Annotated in this window: 15 protein-coding genes; 12 read left to right on the top strand and 3 right to left on the bottom strand. The window is 73.8% G+C overall.

The features are described from left to right. Positions 1–98: 98 nt before the first annotated feature. The 8 genes from ABTY59_RS21015 to ABTY59_RS20980 all read left to right on the top strand — a co-directional run bounded on the left by ABTY59_RS21015 (position 99) and on the right by ABTY59_RS20980 (position 11,581). The gene (locus ABTY59_RS21015) at positions 99–1,241 is read left to right on the top strand and encodes a sensor histidine kinase (protein ID WP_352020520.1); all 1,143 of its coding nucleotides are present in this window, start codon (positions 99–101) and stop codon (positions 1,239–1,241) included. 156 nt (positions 1,242–1,397) lie between these two features. After that, entirely contained in the window at positions 1,398–2,525 is a 1,128-nt protein-coding gene (gene pheS, locus ABTY59_RS21010; RefSeq protein WP_352020519.1) for a phenylalanine--tRNA ligase subunit alpha, read from the top strand. Then, a complete protein-coding gene (pheT, locus tag ABTY59_RS21005; protein ID WP_352020518.1) occupies positions 2,525–5,056 on the top strand; it encodes a phenylalanine--tRNA ligase subunit beta in 2,532 nt (843 codons plus the stop codon). The genes pheS and pheT overlap by 1 nt, the downstream gene beginning before the upstream one ends. 118 nt (positions 5,057–5,174) lie before the next feature. Then, a complete protein-coding gene (locus ABTY59_RS21000) occupies positions 5,175–6,797 on the top strand; it encodes a LuxR C-terminal-related transcriptional regulator (RefSeq protein WP_352020517.1) in 1,623 nt (540 codons plus the stop codon). A 98-nt stretch (positions 6,798–6,895) separates the two neighbouring features. Next, positions 6,896–8,026 carry a flavin-containing monooxygenase gene (locus ABTY59_RS20995; RefSeq protein WP_352020516.1) on the top strand — a complete coding sequence of 377 codons (1,131 nt, stop codon included), beginning with the start codon at positions 6,896–6,898 and terminating at the stop codon, positions 8,024–8,026. Between the two features lie 228 nt (positions 8,027–8,254). After that, the gene (locus ABTY59_RS20990; protein ID WP_352020515.1) at positions 8,255–9,322 is read left to right on the top strand and encodes a PP2C family protein-serine/threonine phosphatase; all 1,068 of its coding nucleotides are present in this window, start codon (positions 8,255–8,257) and stop codon (positions 9,320–9,322) included. Between the two features lie 325 nt (positions 9,323–9,647). Further along, positions 9,648–10,988 (top strand): NsdA family TPR-like regulatory protein, encoded by a 1,341-nt coding sequence (locus tag ABTY59_RS20985; RefSeq protein WP_352020514.1) that lies wholly within the window; start codon positions 9,648–9,650, stop codon positions 10,986–10,988. 62 nt (positions 10,989–11,050) lie between these two features. After that, complete coding sequence (locus tag ABTY59_RS20980; RefSeq protein WP_352020513.1) at positions 11,051–11,581, top strand: NUDIX hydrolase; 531 nt, start codon at positions 11,051–11,053, stop codon at positions 11,579–11,581. A gap of 114 nt (positions 11,582–11,695) precedes the next feature. Here ABTY59_RS20980 and ABTY59_RS20975 read toward each other — a convergent pair whose 3' ends face one another. Further along, positions 11,696–12,556, bottom strand: coding sequence for a 3-hydroxybutyryl-CoA dehydrogenase (locus tag ABTY59_RS20975; RefSeq protein ID WP_352020512.1), 861 nt, complete (start codon positions 12,554–12,556; stop codon positions 11,696–11,698). Between the two features lie 103 nt (positions 12,557–12,659). Between ABTY59_RS20975 and ABTY59_RS20970 the strand changes: the two genes are divergently transcribed. Beyond that, on the top strand, positions 12,660–13,991 hold the full coding sequence (locus ABTY59_RS20970; RefSeq protein WP_502995399.1) for a glycoside hydrolase family 10-like protein: 1,332 nt from the start codon (positions 12,660–12,662) through the stop codon (positions 13,989–13,991). 4 nt (positions 13,992–13,995) lie between these two features. On the opposite strand, the gene ABTY59_RS20965 is transcribed toward ABTY59_RS20970, so the two are convergent. Together ABTY59_RS20965 and ABTY59_RS20960 are read right to left on the bottom strand one after the other, a co-directional pair. Beyond that, the gene (locus ABTY59_RS20965; RefSeq protein ID WP_352020511.1) at positions 13,996–14,199 is read right to left on the bottom strand and encodes a DUF1918 domain-containing protein; all 204 of its coding nucleotides are present in this window, start codon (positions 14,197–14,199) and stop codon (positions 13,996–13,998) included. A 93-nt stretch (positions 14,200–14,292) separates the two neighbouring features. Continuing rightward, complete coding sequence (locus tag ABTY59_RS20960) at positions 14,293–15,309, bottom strand: DMT family transporter (RefSeq protein ID WP_352020510.1); 1,017 nt, start codon at positions 15,307–15,309, stop codon at positions 14,293–14,295. Between ABTY59_RS20960 and ABTY59_RS20955 the strand changes: the two genes are divergently transcribed. The 3 genes from ABTY59_RS20955 (at position 15,308) to ABTY59_RS20945 (ending at position 18,758) form a co-directional block, all read left to right on the top strand. Further along, positions 15,308–16,744 (top strand): aminotransferase-like domain-containing protein, encoded by a 1,437-nt coding sequence (locus tag ABTY59_RS20955; protein ID WP_352020509.1) that lies wholly within the window; start codon positions 15,308–15,310, stop codon positions 16,742–16,744. The two genes, ABTY59_RS20960 and ABTY59_RS20955, sit on opposite strands and share 2 nt — an antisense overlap. A gap of 212 nt (positions 16,745–16,956) precedes the next feature. Beyond that, positions 16,957–17,532 (top strand): histidine phosphatase family protein, encoded by a 576-nt coding sequence (locus ABTY59_RS20950; RefSeq protein ID WP_352020508.1) that lies wholly within the window; start codon positions 16,957–16,959, stop codon positions 17,530–17,532. A 62-nt stretch (positions 17,533–17,594) separates the two neighbouring features. Continuing rightward, on the top strand, positions 17,595–18,758 hold the full coding sequence (locus tag ABTY59_RS20945) for a methyltransferase (protein WP_352020507.1): 1,164 nt from the start codon (positions 17,595–17,597) through the stop codon (positions 18,756–18,758). The last annotated feature ends 15 nt before the right edge of the window (positions 18,759–18,773 follow it).

Here is an 18,773-nt window from a genome sequence, read left to right as displayed (position 1 = left end):
GTCCACAACCTCAGCCCGAGGGGTCCATTCCGCCGCCCCCGCCCAGTAGAGTGACGCACTCGGGGGCCCACTGCGCGCCACGGAGGGTGGGGACGGGGATGACGGTCGGCACGGACAGTCCCGCGGAGGCACGGAGCGCCGCGCCGCACGCCCCGGAAGCGCCGGCCCCGGCGCCACCCGCCGAGTTCGCCGGCGTCGGCCCCGACGACCTGCCCGACGGACTCGTCATCGCCGACGAGACCGGCCGCGTCGTCTGCTTCAACGCCGCCGCCGCCCGCATCACCGCCGTCCCCGCCGAGCGGGCCCTCGGCCTCCCCCTCGACCAGGCGCTGCCGCTGGAGGACCTCAAGGGACGCCGCTGGTGGGCGCTGACCGACCCGTACGACGGCCTCTCCACCCGGCGCGGACAACCCGAGCGGAACCTGCTGCTCCCCGGCGGCCGCGAGGTCCTCGTCTCCGCCCGGTACGTCCGCGAGCACCCCACGGGGCCCGTCCGCCGGGTCGTGGTCTCCCTGCGCGGCACCGAGGCGCGCCGCCGCACCGAGCGCAGCCACGCCGAGCTGATCGCCACCGTCGCCCATGAACTGCGCTCCCCGCTCACCTCGGTGAAGGGCTTCACCGCCACCCTCCTCGACAAGTGGGAGCGGTTCAACGACGAGCAGAAGCGGCTCATGCTGGAGACGGTCGACGCCGACGCGGGCCGCATCAAGCGGCTCATCGCCGAGCTCCTCGACATCTCCCGGATCGACTCCGGCCGCCTCGAAGTGCGCCGCCAGCCCGTCGACATCGCCGCCGCCGTCGGCCGGCACATCCAGGTGCACACCACCGGCGGGCAGTCCCCGGACCGCTTCTTCGTACGGATCAGGCCCCAGCTTCCCGCGCTCTGGGCCGATCCCGACAAGATCGACCAGATCCTCGGGAACCTCCTCGAAAATGCCGTGCGCCACGGCGACGGAACCGTCACCATCGAGGTGGCACCCACCACGCTGGGCGACGACGGAGAAGAGGGGACGGAGGTCACCGTGAGCGACGAGGGACCCGGCATCCCCGAGGCGTCGATGAGCCGCGTCTTCACCCGCTTCTGGCGGGGCAGCAAACGCGGCGGCACCGGTCTCGGCCTCTACATCGTCAAGGGCGTCGTCGAGGCCCACGGCGGCACCATCACCGTCGGACGCGGCCCCCGTGGCGGGGCCGAGTTCCGATTTATCCTGCCCGTCGGCACCCCGGCCCACCTCCTCTGACGTCTCAGCAGTCGAGACCGTACGAGATCAGGAGCCGCCCGGGCCGCCCACGGGCTCATTCGCGTCCCCGCGCCCCGTTAGACTCGTCCTTTGGCACGTTTGCGCCCTTGACGTCGAGCGGGGCCGCCCAGCCAGCCAACGGAAGCACGGGAAGAGATGTCCGCACCCAATAAGTCGTACGACCCGGTTGAGGTCGAGGCACTGAAACCGGAAGAGATCGAGCGCATGCGGGACGAGGCGCTCGCCGCCTTCGCCGCCGCGGGCGACCTCGACGCGCTCGCGCACGCGAAGACGGCGCACACCGGCGGCACCTCGCCGCTGGCGCTCGCCAACCGGGAGATCGGCGCCCTGCCGCCGCAGGCCAAGGCCGCCGCCGGAAAGCTCGTGGGCCAGGCCCGCGGCATCGTCTCCAAGGCGCTCGCCGCCCGCCAGGTCGAGCTGGAGGCCGAGCGTGACGCCCGCGTCCTCGTCGAGGAGGCCGTCGACGTCACCCTGCCGTACGACCGCGTCCCGGCCGGTGCCCGGCACCCGCTGACCACGCTCATGGAGCGCGTCTCCGACGTCTTCGTGTCCATGGGGTACGAGATCGCGGAAGGCCCCGAGGTCGAGGCGGAGTGGTTCAACTTCGACGCCCTCAACTTCGTCCCGGACCACCCGGCGCGCCAGATGCAGGACACCTTCTTCGTCCAGGGCCCTGAGGGCACCACGGGCGACGAGTCCGGCGTCGTGCTCCGTACGCACACCTCGCCGGTCCAGGCCCGCACCCTCATCGACCGGGAGCCCCCGGTCTACGTCGTGTGCCCCGGCCGCGTCTACCGCACCGACGAGCTCGACGCGACGCACACCCCGGTCTTCCACCAGATCGAGCTGCTCGCCGTCGACGAGGGCCTGACCATGGCCGACCTCAAGGGCACCCTCGACCACATGGTCCAGGCGCTCTTCGGTCCGGACATGAAGACCCGGCTCCGGCCGAACTTCTTCCCGTTCACCGAGCCGTCCGCCGAGATGGACATGCTCTGCTACGTCTGCCGCGGCGAGTCCGTCGGCAACCCGGACCGTCCCTGCCGCACCTGCGGCAGCGAGGGCTGGATCGAGCTCGGCGGCTGCGGCATGGTCAACCCCAAGGTGCTGACCGCCTGTGGTGTGGACCCCGAGAAGTACAGCGGATTCGCCTTCGGGTTCGGCATCGAGCGGATGCTGATGTTCCGCCACAACGTGGAAGACATGCGAGACATGGTCGAGGGTGACGTCCGGTTCACCCGGCCGTTCGGGATGGAGATCTGATGCGGGTCCCGCTTTCTTGGCTGCGGGAGTACGTCGACCTGCCGGCGACGGAGACCGGCCGCGACGTCCAGGCCAAGCTCATTTCGGCAGGCCTCGAGGTCGAGACCGTCGAGCGGCTCGGCGCCGGGCTGACCGGCCCGCTGGCGGTCGGCAAGGTCCTCACCATCGAGGAGCTGACGGAGTTCAAGAAGCCGATCCGCTTCTGCACCGTCGACGTCGGCCAGGCCAACGGCACCGGCGAGCCCCAGGAGATCATCTGCGGCGCCCGGAACTTCGCCGAGGGCGACAAGGTCGTCGTGGCCCTGCCCGGCGCCGTACTCCCCGGAGACTTCCGGATCGCCGAGCGCACGACGTACGGCCGCGTCTCCCGGGGCATGATCTGCTCCGGCGACGAGCTCGGCATGGGCGACGACGGCACGCACGGCATCATCGTGCTGCCGCCGGAGCACGAGGTCGGCACCGACGCCACGGTCCTCCTGGAGCTGTTCGACGAGGTCCTCGACATCGCCGTCACCCCGGACCGCGGCTACTGCCTCTCGATGCGCGGTGTCGCCCGCGAGACCGCCACCGCCTACGGCCTGCCGCTGCGCGACCCGGCGCTCCTCGACGTGCCCGCGCCGAACTCGTACGGCTACCCGGTCCAGATCGCCGACCCGATCGGCTGCGACCGCTTCACCGCCCGCACCGTCGTCGGCCTCGACCCCGAGGCCCGCAGCCCGATCTGGCTGCAGCGCCGCCTGCAGAAGGTCGGCATGCGCCCGATCTCGCTCGCCGTCGACATCACCAACTACGTGATGATCGAGCTCGGCCAGCCGCTGCACGCCTACGACCGCAGCCGGATCGACGGCCCCATCGGCGTCCGCCGGGCCGCCGCCGGCGAGAAGTTCACCACGCTCGACGGCACCGCCCGCGTCCTCGACTCCGGCGACCTGGTCATCACCGACAACCGCGGGCCGATCGGCCTCGCCGGTGTCATGGGCGGCGCCAACACCGAGATCGCCGACCCGATCACCGACCCGGAGACCGGCATCGTCACCGGCACCACCGAGGTCGTCATCGAGGCCGCGCACTTCGACGCGATCTCGATCGCCCGCACGGCGCGCCGGCACAAGCTGTCCTCCGAGGCGTCCAAGCGCTTCGAGCGCGGTGTCGACCCGCAGGCCGCCGCCGCGGCGGCGCAGCGCACGGTCGACCTGCTCGTGCTGCTCGCGGGCGGCACCGCCGAGGCCGGCGTCACCGAGATCGCCGCCCCCTCCGCGCCGCACACGATCACCATGCCGGCGAACCACCCCGACAAGGTGGCGGGCGTGGAGTACGGCCGCGAGATCGTCGTCCGCCGCCTCCAGGAGGTCGGCTGCGACGTCTACGGCCAGGACGAGCTCGTCGTCACGGTCCCGTCGTGGCGCCCCGACCTCTACGTGCCGAACGACCTGGCCGAAGAGGTCATCCGCCTGGAGGGCTACGAGAACCTGCCCTCCACGCTGCCGAAGCCCCCGGCCGGCCGCGGGCTCACCCAGCGCCAGCGCGTCCACCGCCGGGTGGGCCGCGCCCTGGCCGGCGCCGGCTACGTCGAGGCCCTGAACTACCCGTTCATCGGCGCGCAGGCGCTCGACCAGCTCGGTCTCGACGCCGACGACGCCCGCCGCAGCCTCGTCACGCTGGTCAACCCGCTCTCCGACGAGGAGCCCGCGCTCCGTACGACGCTGCTCCCGGGCCTGCTCGGCGCGCTCCGTCGCAACGACAGCCGCGGCAGCCACGACCTGGCGCTCTTCGAGACCGGTCTGGTCTTCCGGCCCACCGAGGGCCAGCCGGGCGTCGCCGTCCGTCTGGGCGTCGACGGCCGCCCCTCCGACGAGGAGATCGCCCGCGTCAACGCCGCGCTGCCCGCGCAGCCGCGTCGCGCCGCCGTCGTCCTCGCCGGTGCGCGCGAGCAGGCCGGCTGGTGGGGCAAGGGCCGTCCGTCCGACTGGGCGGACGCGATCGAGGCCGGCCGGACCGTGGCCGCCGAGGCCGGGGTCGAGCTGATCATCAGCGCCGACCAGCACGCGCCCTGGCACCCGGGCCGCTGCGCCGCGTTCCACGTCGAGGTGGACGGCGAGAAGGTCCTCGTCGGCCACGCCGGCGAGCTCCACCCGCGCGTGGTGAAGGCGTTCGGCCTCCCGGCCCGCGCCTGCGCGATGGAGATCGACCTGGACCTCCTGGAGAAGGCGAACGAGGGCCCCCTGAAGGCCCCCCGGATCTCCTCCTTCCCGGTCGCCACCCAGGACGTCGCCCTGGTCGTCGCCTCCGGCGTCCCGGCCGCCGAGGTCGAGGCCGCCCTCGTCGAGGGCGCGGGCGAACTGCTCGAGTCCATCCGGCTGTTCGACGTCTACACGGGCGACCAGCTGGGCGAGGGCAGCAAGTCCCTGGCGTACGCGCTGCGGTTCCGCGCCGCGGACCGCACGCTGACCGTCGACGAGGCCACCGCGGCCCGCGACGCCGCGGTCGCCCTGGCCACGGAGCGCACGGGCGCCACCCTGCGCGGCGCCTGACCGCCGCGGCACGCACCACCAGGAGGGCCGTCCCGGGGAACCCCGGGGCGGCCCTCCGCCGTACCCGCCCGGCCTGACAAGCCCCGGGTCATGCGGTCCAATGGTGGTGGGAGCCTTCATGGACGTGGCCGCGGAAGTGGAACGGGGGCGGGACGCCTTCGCCGTGCTCTCCGGCGCCGATCGGGCGGAGCCGCTGGGCCCCGACGACCTCGTCCGCCTCGCGACCGCCGCCTACCTGGTGGGACGTGACGCGGAGAGCGGCGCGGCGACCGAGCGCGCCCACCACGCGTATCTGGGCCTCGGGGAGACCGCACACGCCGTGCGCTGCGCCTTCTGGACGGCGATGCCGCTGCTGCTGCGGGGCGAGACGGCCCGGGGCGGGGGCTGGCTCGCCCGGGCCCGGCGGCTCCTCGACGACGGCCGGCTCGACTGCGTGGAGCGCGGCTACGTGCTGTTCCCGCAGGGCCTGCGGCTCGTCCACAAGGACCCACGCGCCGCCCACGCCCTGTTCGGCGAGGCCGCCGCGATCGGCGACCGCTTCGGCGACGAGGACCTCGTGACGCTGGCCCGGCACGGCCAGGGCCGGGCGCTGGTCTACGCGGGCGAGACCGCCGCCGGCACGGCCCTGCTCGACGAGGCCATGGTCGAGGTCAGCTCCGGCCGGCTGTCGCCGCTCGTGACGGGCCTCGTGTACTGCAGCGTCATCGAGGCCTGCGAGGAGCTCTTCGACCTGCGGCGTGCCCAGGAATGGACGGCGGCGCTCTCCCACTGGTGCGCTGCCCAGCCCGATCTCGTGCCCTACCGGGGCTCGTGCCTGATCCACCGTTCCCATGTCCTGCAGACGCACGGCGCGTGGCCGGACGCCCTGGACGAGGCGCGCCGGGCCCGCGAGCGGCTCGCCGCGACGCCGGGCCGGGGCGTCCTCGGCATGGCGCTGTACCAGGAGGCGGATCTGCACCGGGTCCGCGGTGCCTTCGACCGGTCCGAGGAAGCGTTCCGGCAGGCCGGCGAGTGCGGGCACCGCGTGCAGCCCGGCCTGGCGCTGATGTGGCTGGCCCAGGGCCGGGTCGGGGCGGCGGCTGCGGCGATCAGGAGCGCCCTGGAGGAGACGCCGGACCGGCTGCGCCGGGCGCGGCTGCTCGCTCCGTACGCGGAGATCATGCTGGCCGCCGGCGACGTGCCGGCCGCCCGGGAGGCCGCCGACGAGCTGACGGGCACGGCCGACGAGCTCGACGCGCCCCTGCTCCGGGCCGTCGCCGCCCATGTCCGCGGCGCCGTGCTCCTGGCGGAGGGCGAGGTGGGCGAGGCCCTGGACGCCCTCCTCGTGGCCGACGGGATCTGGGGCGAGATCGAGGCCCCGTACGACCGGGCCCGCACCCGGGTGCTCGTGGGGCTCGCCCGGCGGCGGCTCGGTGACGCGGGCACCGCCCACCTCGAACTGGCCGCGGCGCGCAAGGCGTTCAGGGAGCTCGGCGCGGTGCCCGACCTCGCCCGCCTCGATTCGCTCGCCGGCGTCGCGCCGGGGGCCGACACCGGTCTCAGCCCCCGTGAGATCGAGGTCCTGCGGCTGGTCGCCACCGGTCGGACCAATCACGCGATCGCCGCCGATCTGGTGCTGAGCGAGAAGACCGTGGCCCGGCATCTCAGCAACATCTTCGGGAAGCTGGGCCTCTCCTCCCGCGCGGCGGCCACCGCGTACGCGTACGAGCACGACCTGGTCGGCCGGCGATGGGCAGAATGACCCATCGCCGCCGTACCGCGTGATTGGGGCGTTCGCCCGAAGCGGGCAGCCCCGACGCGTCCCTACCGTCGTGTTCAGGAACGGACGAGGAGGCCGCGATGAACCCCACCGACCACAGGGAACGCATCGAGACGGTGGTCATCGGCGCAGGCCAGGCCGGGCTCGCCACCGCCTACCACCTCGCCCGCCGCGACCGGCCGTGCCTCGTCCTCGACGGCGGTGCGCGCGTCGGCGACAACTGGCGCCGCCACTGGGACTCGCTGCGGCTGTACAGCCCGGCCAAGGTCGCCTCCCTGCCCGGGATGCGCTTTCCGGCACCGCCGATGTCCTTCCCCACCAAGGACGAGATGGCCGACTTCCTCCAGACGTACGCCGAGACCTTCGCCCTGCCCGTCCGCACCGGCGAGCGCGTCGTCCGCCTCACCGGGACGGACGGCGGGTACGCCGTCGAGACGGGCACCACGACCTACGACTGCGACCACGTCGTCGTCGCGTCCGGCACCTTCGGCAGGACCCCCCACGTCCCCGGCTTCGCCTCCGGACTCGACCCGCGCATCACCCAGCTGCACTCCAGCTCCTACAAGAACCCCGGGCAGCTGCGGCCGGGCGGTGTGCTGGTCGTCGGTGCCTCGCACTCCGGCGGGGACATCGCGTACGAGGCCGGAAAGGCCGGCCACCCGACGGTGCTGAGCGGGACGATCCACGGCGAGATCCCCTTCGACATCGAGGGGCGGCCGGCGCACGCGATCTTCCCGGTCCTGTGGTTCCTGGCCCAGCACGTGCTGAACCTGAGGACGCCGATCGGCCGCAGAATGCGCCCGGAGGTCAGGGCGCACGGCGGGCCGCTGATCCGGGTCAAGCGGGCCGACCTGACCGGCGCCGGGGTGGAGCTCGTGCCGGAACGGACCGTCGGCCTCCGCGACGGGCTGCCCGTCCTCGACGGCGGACGGGTCCTCGACGTCGCCAACGTCGTCTGGTGCACGGGCTTCCGCCAGGACTTCTCCTGGATCGACCTGCCCGTCACGGACGAGGACGGCTGGCCGCTGGAGCGCCGTGGCGTGGTCGCCTCCTCGCCCGGGCTCTACTTCGCCGGCCTGTCCTTCCAGTACGCCTTCGCCTCGATGCTCGTCGGCGGCGCGGGCCGGGACGCGGAGTACGTCGTGAACCACCTGGTGAAGCACCGCGGCACCCGCGCCGCCGCGCGGGAACGCGAGGCGACGCCCGTCTGACGACCGCGCCCGCCCGAAGCCCGCACACCCGCTCGGGCCCGGTCCACGCGTGCGCGTGGCGCAGCCCTGGCGGAGGGCGGCGGGGAGGAGGCACTCACTCCTTCGGGTGAGATCGCCGGGGGCTGTTCCGTGGTGGTCCGTCAGGTCGGCAGAATCGACGCGGCCGCAGGGGCGGACCTGTGTGCCGCAGGGCCTTCGGGCGCTGTCGGGGCTCGGGAAGGGCCGTGCATGCTCCGTACCAGGTCGTTGCCCGTCGATGGCTCCCGGCTCCGCCGGCTGGCCCCGCTCGCACTTCCCACCGCGTGGGGCGCCGTGGCCGTGGCGTGGAAGTTCGGCTGCCCGCTGGCGCGGCAGCCGGGGCTGCCCATGCGGATCGCCACCAGCGTCGTCTTCCTCACCGTCGGCATCGGCCTGGTGCTGGGCCTCCGCCACGGGCTCGTCAGGGAACTGGCGCGGGCCCGGGCCGTCGCGGCCGCCACGCAGCGGGTCCTGCTGCGCCCGCCGCCGGCCCGTCTCGACGGCCTCGCGCTGGCCGCCGGGCAGCTGTCCGCCTCGCGGGGCGCCGTCGTCGGCGGCGACCTGTACGAGGCGGTGGCGACCCCCTACGGGGTGCGGATCGTCATCGGGGACATCCGGGGCCATGGGCTCGCCGCGCTCGGCGCGGTGGTCGCGGTGCTCGGGAGCTTCCGCGAGGCCGCTCACGACGAGCCCGAACTCGGCGGTGTGCTGCGCCGGCTGGAGCGGGCCCTGGAGCGGCACCTGCGGGAGCGGGCGCGCGACGAGCATCCGGCGCGGGCGGACGCGGAGCCCGAGCATCCCGCGGCGGAGGAGTTCGTCACCCTGCTCCTCGTGGAGGTCCGCGCCGACGGGCGCCTCGCCGTCCTCAACTGCGGCCACCCCGGCCCGTACCGCCTCGGACAGCGGGTGGAGCGGCTCCCGGTGGGGGACCCGCTGCCCCCGCTCGGGGTGCTGCCGCTGCCCGTCGGCCTCGTGCCGTACGCGGCGGCCCGGCTGCTGCCCGGCGAGACGCTGGTGCTGTACACCGACGGCGCGGAGGAGGCCCGTGACCACCGTGGCCGGTTCTTCGCGCTCGACGCCGCCCTGGCGGGGGTGCCCGGCGAGGCGCCCGCCGCCCTGGTACGCCGGGTCCAGGCGGCGCTGCTGCGTCACACGGGCGGCCGGCTCGCCGACGACATCGCGCTGCTCGTCGTGCGCAACGACCGTGTCCGGGTGCCGGCGCAGCCCGCCGAACCCGGGCTGCGCCGCCCCCGGCCGGCCCCCTCCACGCACTGCTGAGCGGAGGGGGTCCGGGACCGGCGCCGCCCGCCCCGCCACGGAGTGTCGGGCAGATCAGCGGGGCGGACGGCGCGGACCGGGCGGCCGCACTGTACGAGGGGGAGCCGGCGGCCCGGTCGTCGCCTTGCGGCGAGAAGCACAGTCAACCGGGGCCGGGGCGGGCGTGACAGAGTACGCGGACCGGGAGAACGGGTACTTCGTTCACACCCCGTGCGAAATCACCGGTACGGGCGGCTTCCGTTCGCTTCGACCCATACGAATTCGGCCACCGCTACGCTGAGTTCACCCAGCGCGCGGAGCGGCCAAGCGAGCCACCGGAGCGGCCATGCAGCCCAACACCCTGCTCGACGCCCTGCTCGACGAGGCGGGCGTCTCGAACGCCGGTCTGGCCGCCCGTGTGAACCGGGCGGGCCGGGCCAGGGGCCTCGCCCTGCGGTACGAACACACCGCCGTGGCCCGCTGGTTGAAGGGCCAGCGGCCGCGCGGCCAGGTGCCGGACCTGATCTGCGAGGTGCTCGCCGCCCGGCTGCACCGGCAGGTGACGCTGGACGACATCGGTCTCGGGGTGCCGGGCGGACCGCCGCCGGGCGACGGATCGCCGCTGTCCGGTTTCGTCGAGCGGGCGGCGGCCCTGTGGCGCTCCGACGAGCAGCAGCGGCCGCACATCGTCGCCGCCCCGGCCGTGACGGGCACCCCGGCGGTGATGCCGGTCTGGGAGTGGGAGAACCCGCCGGAGGACGCGGACGTCTCCCGTACGGGCCGGACGACGGTCTCGGCCGCGGACATCAGCGTCCTGAGCGCGGCCCGGTCGCACTACGAGCAGATGTACCGCAGGGCCGGCGGGATCGCGACCCGTGCGCGGATCGTCGGCTTCCTCACCACCGAGACCGCGCCGCTGCTGCGGGGCACGTACGGCGACGCGCTGGGGCGGCGGCTGCACCGGGCCACCGGCGGGCTCGTCGCGGTGGCCGGGATCTGCGCGTACGACGCGGACGCGCACGGCCTCGCCCAGCGCTACTTCCACCAGGCGCTGCGGTTGGCGAAGGCGAGCGGGGACCGGGGCCTCGGCGCGTACGTGATCGCGCTGCTCGTCAACCAGTCGCTGTTCATGGGGGAGTACCGGCAGGCCGTGGCGTTCGCGGAGGCGGCGCTGCGGGCGGCGGGGCGGCAGATCACCCCGGCGCTCGCCGCCGATCTGACGGCGATGCAGGCGAAGGCGTACGCGCATCTGGGGGACGGGGCGGCGGCGTTGGCCTGCATCCGGCGGGCCGAGGCGGCAGCGGGGCGGATCAGTCCGGGGGAGGAGCCGGTCGAGACGGGGTACGTCCAGCCGGGCTTCGTCAACGTCCAGGTCGCCGAGGCCCTCCTCGGTCTGGGTGATCTCGCGGCGGCCCATGAGCATGCCGCGGCGGCGGTCGGGATGCCCTCGCACGACCGGGGCCGGGTGCACCGGCTCGCCATGCTGTGCCAGATCGAGCTGCGGCAGGGGGAGGCCGACCGGGCGGCGCGCACGGCGGTGGAGATGACGGAGCGGGCGCGGGGGATGGAGTCGCGGCGGCTGCGGGACCGGCTGACGCAGGTGCGGGAGGGTCTCCTGGCGAGCGGCGCCGTGGACGCCCGGGAGGCGGCCGCTCTCATCGACGGGGCGCTGCGCGTTCCCCTGTGAGGCGTCAACTGCTGCGATATTGCCACCAAACAAGCACCGACCGATCGGAAGGTGGCAAGAACGTGCAGTGGACGAAACTGAGTGAACGCTCCGTCTATGAGAACCGCTGGTTCCGGGTGAACCTCGCGGACGTCGAACTCCCCGACGGCCGCCACCTCGACCACTATCTGATCCGGCTCCGCCCGGTCGCCGTCGCGACGGCCGTCAACGAGGCCGACGAAGTCCTGATGCTCTGGCGCCACCGCTTCATCACCGACAGCTGGGGCTGGGAGCTCGCCGCCGGCGTCGTCGAGGACGGCGAGGACATCGAGGCCGCCGCCGCCCGCGAGATGGAGGAGGAGACCGGCTGGCGGCCGGGGCCGCTGCGCCATCTCCTCACCGTGGAGCCGTCGAACGGTCTCACCGACGCCCGCCACCACCTCTACTGGGCGGACCGGGCCACGTACACCGGACCGCCCGAGGACGCCTTCGAGTCCTCGCGCAGGGCGTGGGTCCCGCTGAAGCAGATCCCCGACATGATCGGCCGGGGCGAGATCCCGGCGGCCAACATGGCCGCCGGGCTGCTGATGCTCCACCATCTGCGCCTCGGCTGAGACGGCGGGGACACCTGTGCCGGACGGCCCGTACCTGTGCGGGTGTACGGGCCGTCCGGCCGGAGCGCGGCGTCAGGGGTCGGACGCCGGACTCCGGGTCTGGGGGGCGGGTCCTCAGGCGTACGGGTAGAAGCCCGAGCCCGTCTTCCGGCCCAGCCGGCCCGCGTCCACCATGCGCTGGAGCAGCGGGGGAGCGGCGTACAGCGGCTCCTTGAACTCGGAGTACATCGAGTCGGCGATCGACGCGATCGTGTCCAGGCCGATCAGGTCGGAGAGCTTCAGCGGGCCCATCGGGTGGGCGCAGCCGAACTCCATGCCGTTGTCGATGTCCTCGCGGCTCGCGATGCCCGACTCGAACATCCGGATCGCCGAGAGGAGGTACGGCACGAGCAGCGCGTTGACCACGAAGCCGGAGCGGTCCTGGGCGCGGATCGCGTGCTTGCCGAGCATCTTCTCCGCGAAGGCCTGCGCCCGGCTGATCGTGCCCTCGGAGGTGGTGAGGGCCGGGATCAGCTCGACGAGCTTCTGCACCGGGGCCGGGTTGAAGAAGTGGATGCCGATGACCTGGTCGGGGCGGGAGGTCGCCACGGCCAGCTTCACCAGCGGGATGGAGGAGGTGTTCGAGGCCAGGATGGCGTCCGGCCGGGTCATCACCTGGTCGAGGACCTGGAAGATCTCGGTCTTGACCTGCTCGTTCTCGACGACCGCCTCGATGACGAGGTCGCGGTCGGCGAACTCGCCCAGGTCGGTGGTGAAGCTGAGACGGGCGAGCGTCGCGTCCCGCTCCTCCTCGCTGATCTTGCCGCGTTCGGCGGCCTTGTTCAGCGAGTTGTAGAGCCGCGTGCGGCCGATCTCCAGCGCCTCGCCGGTGGTCTCGGCGACCTTCACCTCGAGCCCGCTCCGGGCACACACCTCTGCGATGCCCGCGCCCATCTGGCCGCAGCCCACCACTCCGACGCGCTCAATGTCGGCCATGGAGTCCGTCACCTCGTGCCTTTCGCTCTTCTCCGGCGGCGGGAGCCCGTGTGATTCCGGGTGCGTCCGCCTCTACCCCCACGACGTTACCGCTCATTAACCGATGATCGATCGTCCAGGGCGGGCATGCTCTCCGGGTGGGTGTGACGTATCCGACAGCGGAGGGGTACAAGTGCGGCCAATCGGCAGAAGAGGGTTCGTCGCCGGCGCAGGCGGGGCGGCGCTGGCCGTGACGGGAACGACAGCGGCGGGGGTCTCGGCTTCCGCAGCCGCCCGGCCGGCAGACGCGGGGCCGAGGCCGCACCGCGGACGGGAGTTCCGGGGCATGTGGCTCGCGACGGTCGCCAACCGCGACTGGCCCTCCCGTGCCGGCCTCACCGCCGAGCAGCAGCGCGCCGAGCTCCTGCGGCACCTGGACACGGCCGTCGAGCGGCGGCTCAACACGGTGGTCCTCCAGGTCAGGCCGACCGCAGACGCGCTGTGGCCCTCGCCGTACGAGCCGTGGGCCGAGTACCTGACGGGCACGCAGGGCCGGGACCCCGGCTGGGACCCGCTGGGCACGGCCGTCGACGAGGCCCACGCGCGGGGTCTGGAGCTGCAGGCCTGGTGCAACCCGTACCGCGTGGCGAACCACACCGACCCGAGCCGGCTCGTCGACGGTCATCCGGCCCGGCGCCACCCGGAGTGGGTCCTGCCGTACGGCGGCAGGCTCTACTACGACCCCGGGCTGCCCGAGGTCCGGAGCTTCGTCCAGGACGCGATGCTGGACGCGGTGCGCCGGTACGACATCGACGCCGTGCACTGGGACGACTACTTCTACCCGTATCCGGTGGCCGGGCAGGTCTTCGCCGACGACGAGGCCTACGCCCGCCACGGCGGCGGCTTCCCCGACAAGGCGTCCTGGCGGCGGAACAACATCGATCTGCTCGTCTCGGAGATGTCCGCCAGGATCAAGGAGACGGGCAGGCGCACGGCCTTCGGCATCAGCCCGTTCGGCGTCTGGCGGAACGTCGCCACCGATCCGGAGGGCTCGGACACCCGCGCCGGCGTCCAGACGTACGACGACCTGTACGCCGACACCCGGACCTGGGTCCGGGAGGGCTGGATCGACTACGTGGTCCCGCAGCTCTACTGGAACATCGGGCTGCCGGCCGCCGACTACGCCAGGCTGCTGCCCTGGTGGGACGCCGTGGTCCGGGACACCGGTGTCGCCCTCTACGTCGGAGAGGCCCTCTACAAGGCGGGCGATCCCGCCCAGCCCGCGGCCTGGCAGGACCCGGGGGAACTCTCCCGCCACCTGGACCTGGCCCGCACGTACGCCTCCGTCGGCGGTCACTGCTTCTTCTCCGCCAAGGAGGTCGCCGCGGACCCGATCGGGGCGATGACCACCGTCGTGGCCGATCACTACCCGACCAGGGTCCGTCCGCCGAGGTAGGGGCTCAGCCGGCCCCCGCCTGCGGGTGATGGCGTACGACGGTGTCGGGGCCCGGCGACATCAGGGCCTCGTGGCCGTCGTCGTCGAACTTCACGCGGTACGGGGGAGTGCCGTTCTCCCCCAGTACCTGAAGGACCTCGGCCGTACGGTCGTGGTGACCGACGGTCCGGCCGTGTACCAGCAGCTTGTCGCCCACGCTCGCCTGCATCGGGCTGACCTCCTCGCGACCGGGCTTCTCCTGGCCTGTACTGCGCAGGGTCTCTGTCTGCCATTGTGACCCGTTCCGCCCGGATCCGTCGCGTCAGCTCTTCGCCCGCTGGGTCACCGCGATGCACACCAGGACCGCGACGGCGGCGACCGCGGCGGCCACCGGGAGGGTCTCGCCGAGGAGGAAGACCGACCAGAAGAGGGTGAGCAGCGGCTGGGCGAGCTGGAGCTGGCTGGCCTTGGGGATGCCGATGGAGGCCATCCCGCGGTACCAGACGTACAGGCCGAAGAAGGTGGAGCCGGCGGCGACCCACACGAGGCCGACGACGCCGTGGACGTTCAGGTGGACGGGCTCGAACGACAGGGCGACGGCGGAACCGGCCACCATCAGCGGCAGGCAGAGGACCAGGGCCCAGCCGACGACCTGCCAGCCCGGCATGAGCGCGGCGAGCCGGCCGCCCTCGGTGTACCCGGCCGCGCACACCAGGAGCGCCCCGAACAGGTACAGGTCGCCCGTGGAGAACGAGCCGCCGCTCTGCTGGAGCGTGAAGCCCAGCACCACGACGGCGCCCGAGACGGCGGCGATCCAGAAGGTACGGGACGGGCGGCGGCCGGTCCGCACGGCGGCGATGGTCGCCGTGGTGAGCGGCAGCAGGCCCACGACCACGGCGGCGTGCGAGGTCGTGGAGGTCTGCAGGGCCAGCGTGGTCAGGAGCGGGAAGCCGATGACGACACCGCAGGCGACGACCGCCAGCCCCGCCCAGTGGCGGCGCTCGGGCAGCGGCACCCGGCCGGCGAGGAGGAAGGCGCCGGCGATCAGCGCGGCGAGGGTGGAGCGCACGGCCACCAGCGACCAGGGCCCGAAGCTCTCCAGGCCCCAGACGGTCGAGGGGAAGGTGAGGGAGAAGGAGATCACGCCGAGCCCGGCGAGGAGCGTGCCCCGGGTCCGGGGGTCGGCGGTGGCGCGGGCCCCGGAGGTGGCGCCGACCGCCGTCGCGGTTCCGGAGGCGGGGGCCGGGGAGGACCCGGTGCGCGGGGCTCCCATCCGCGGGGATCCGGTAGCGGTGACCGCTATCGTGGTGGAGGCAGTAGCGCTATCCTGTGTTCTCATGCATGAGCGTAGCAGTGTCGCGGAATTGGCGAAATCCCTGCGAGCGGAACTGGACCGCTACTCTCCCGGTGGAAAACTGCCATCGAGTCGGGCGCTCGTCGAGCGCTTCCACGTCTCCCCGGTCACCGTCACCCGGGCCCTCGCCCAGCTCGCCGCCGAAGGGCTCGTCGTCACCCGGCCCGGCGCCGGCGCCTTCCGCGCCGAACCGCGCACCCCCACCCCGGTCGCCGGCGACACCTCCTGGCAGGAGGTCGCCCTCAGCGCCGACAGCGCCACCGAACTCGTCCCCCGGGCCGTCGACGCCTCCGGAGTCCTCGTCAGCCTCTCCGCGCCCCCGCCCGGCGTGATCGAGTTCAACGGCGGCTACCTCCACCCCTCCCTCCAGCCCGAGAGCGCCCTCGCCGCCGCCCTCGCCCGGGCCGGCCGCCGCCCGGGCGCCTGGGGCCGGCCGCCCACCGACGGCCTGCCCGAACTGCGCGCGTGGTTCGCCCGCGAGATCGGCGGCAGCGTCACCGCCGCCGAGATACTGATCACCGCGGGCGGCCAGTCCGCCATCAGCACCGCGCTGCGCGCCCTCGCCCCGCCCGGCACCCCCGTCCTCGTCGAATCCCCCACCTACCCCGGCATGCTCGCGGTCGCCCGTGCCGCCGGACTCCGCCCCGTCCCCGTGCCGACCGACGCCGACGGGGTCCGCCCCGAACTCCTCGAAGCCGCCTTCCGCGCCACCGGCGCTCGCGTCTTCGTCTGCCAGCCGCTCTTCCAGAACCCGACCGGGACCGTGCTGCGACCCGAACGCGGCCGCGAGGTCGTCCGCATCGCCCGTGCCGCCGGGGCCTTCGTCGTCGAGGACGACTTCGCCCGCCGCCTCGTCCACGAGGACGCCGGACCGCTTCCCGCGCCGCTCGCCGCCGACGACCCCGACGGCGTCGTCGTCCACGTCCGCTCCCTCACCAAGATCACCTCGGCGAGCCTGCGCGTCGGTGTCCTCGCCGCCCGCGGGCCCGTCCTGGAGCGGCTGCGGGCCATCCAGGTCGTCGACAGCTTCTTCGTCCCCCGGCCCCTCCAGGAGGCCGCGCTCGAACTCGTCGGCTCCCCGGCCTGGCCGCGCCACCTCCGCGCCGTCTCGCAGGAGCTCAGGAACCGCCGGGAGGTCATGACCGGCGCCCTCGCCCACCACCTCCCCGAGCTCGCCCTGCCGCACATCCCGTCCGGCGGCTACCAGCTCTGGCTGCGACTCCCCGACACCCTCCCCGAGGCCTCCCTCCTCGCCGCGGGCCTGCGCGCCGGGGTCACCGCCGCCCCCGGCCGCCCGTACTTCTGCGCCGAACCCCCCGCCGGCCACATCCGGCTGAGTTTCGCGGGTGTCGCGGGCGCCACGGAGATCGTCGAGGGCGTGCGCCGCCTGCGGACGGCGGTGGACGAGCTCACCGGCTGACCCGGCCGCGGGCCGCGTCCCTGGCCGACGGCACATGCCCGGGACGAGATCTCGGCCCCGCCGACGGGCACGGCGGACGCGAGAAGGTGGGTTTCTCGCCACGGCGGAATCCGGACAAGTGGACGGCTCTCGGGCACCCGCGGGCCACACCCCCGCAGACCCCGTCACGCGACCCCTTGACCAGCGGAGTCACCGGCCTCACGATCGCGGCCATGAGTCTTCGGGTGACGCTCGTCACGGCGGCACGCAGCTCCTCCCTGCTCGCCGAACGCTTCGACGACGACCGGCCGCTGGACGAGGCCGGCTGGTACGAGGTGCAGCAGGCCGCGCCCGCGCTCATCCCGCTCGGCGCGGCCGAACTGCGCTACTGCTCCCCGACCCCGCGCAGCCGCGCCACCGGCACCGCCCTCGGCTACGCGCCGCTCGCCCAGCCCGCGCTCCGCGACTGCGACATGGGCCGCTGGCGCGGACTCACCCTCGCCGAGGTCGCCGCCCTCGAACCGGCCGCCGTCGACGCCTGGCTCACCGACGCCCGCACGGCCCCGCACGGCGGCGAACCGCTCCTCGCCTTCATCACCCGGGTAGGGAACTGGCTCGACACCCGTCCCGCCGAGGACGGCTCCATCGTCGCCGTCGCCGAACCCTCCGTCGTACGGGCCGCCCTCGTGTACGCCCTCAAGGCGCCACCCGCCACGTACTGGAGCGTCGACGTCCGCCCCCTCTCCACGGTCACCCTCACCGGCCGCCCCGGCCTCTGGCACCTCCACCTCGCCACCGCCCCGCACTGACGGCCCACCGGGGCGCGCGAAGGTGGGGAACCCGGCCCCGGACCGGCTAGCCTGAGACCACGATGAACCGTTTGAGCACGTCATGGGGCGCCTTCACGCTGACCCGCTTCCCCGAGGACCCGCGCGACCAGCTGCGCGCCTGGGACGCGTCCGACGAGTACCTCCTCGGACACCTCGCCGAGAGCGGCACGGACCTGTCCGGCACCGTCGCCGTCCTCGGCGACCGCTGGGGAGCCCTCGTCACGGCGCTGCAGGCCGCGGGCCCCCGCGAACTCGTCCAGATCACCGACTCCTACCTCGGCGGGCAGGCCACCCGGGCCAACCTCGCCCGCGCCGGCGCGGCCCCGGACGCCGTCCGGCTCCTCACCACCCAGGACCCGCCGCCCGAGCGGATCGACGTGCTCCTCGTCCGCGTCCCCAAGAGCCTCGCGCTCCTGGAGGACCAGCTGCACCGGCTCGCACCCGCCGTGCACGAGGACACCGTCGTCGTCGGCACGGGCATGGTCAAGGAGATCCACACCTCCACGCTCAAGCTCTTCGAGCGGATCCTCGGCCCCACCCGCACCTCCCTCGCGGTGAAGAAGGCCCGGCTCATCCACACCACGCCCGACCCGGCCCTCGCGCCCCGGCCGAACCCGTGGCCCCACCGGTACGCGCTCCCTCAGGACACCCCCGCGCCCGGCCTCCCCGGACTGACCGTCACCAACCACGCCGGCGTCTTCTGCGCCGACCGCCTCGACATCGGCACCCGCTTCTTCCTCGCGAACCTGCCCGGCGGCCTCGGCCGCGCCCGGGTCGCCGACCTCGGCTGCGGCAACGGCGTCGTCGGCCTGGCCATCGCCCTCCACGAGCCCGAGGCGGAACTGGTCTTCACCGACGAGTCGTACCCGGCCGTCGCCTCCGCCGAGGAGAACTTCCGGACCCACCTGGGCGCGGACCGCAAGGCCGAGTTCCTCGTCGGCGACGGGCTCGCCGACCTGGCTCCCGGCTCGGTGGACCTCGTCCTCAACAACCCGCCGTTCCACAGCCACCAGGCCACCACCGACCGCACCGCCCGCCGGATGTTCAGCGACGCCCGGCGCGCGCTGCGCCCCGGCGGCGAACTGTGGGTCATCGGCAACCGGCACCTCGGCTACCACGTGACGCTCCGCCGGATCTTCGGCAACAGCGAACTCGTCGCGAGCGACGCGAAGTTCGTGGTGCTCCGCGCCGTACGCCAGGCCTAGGCCGTGTCCGGACAC

It is taken from the genome of Streptomyces sp. NPDC096079 (genome assembly GCF_040303145.1).
Taxonomy (GTDB): domain Bacteria; phylum Actinomycetota; class Actinomycetes; order Streptomycetales; family Streptomycetaceae; genus Streptomyces.
This window is presented reverse-complemented; position numbering and strand designations above follow the sequence as displayed.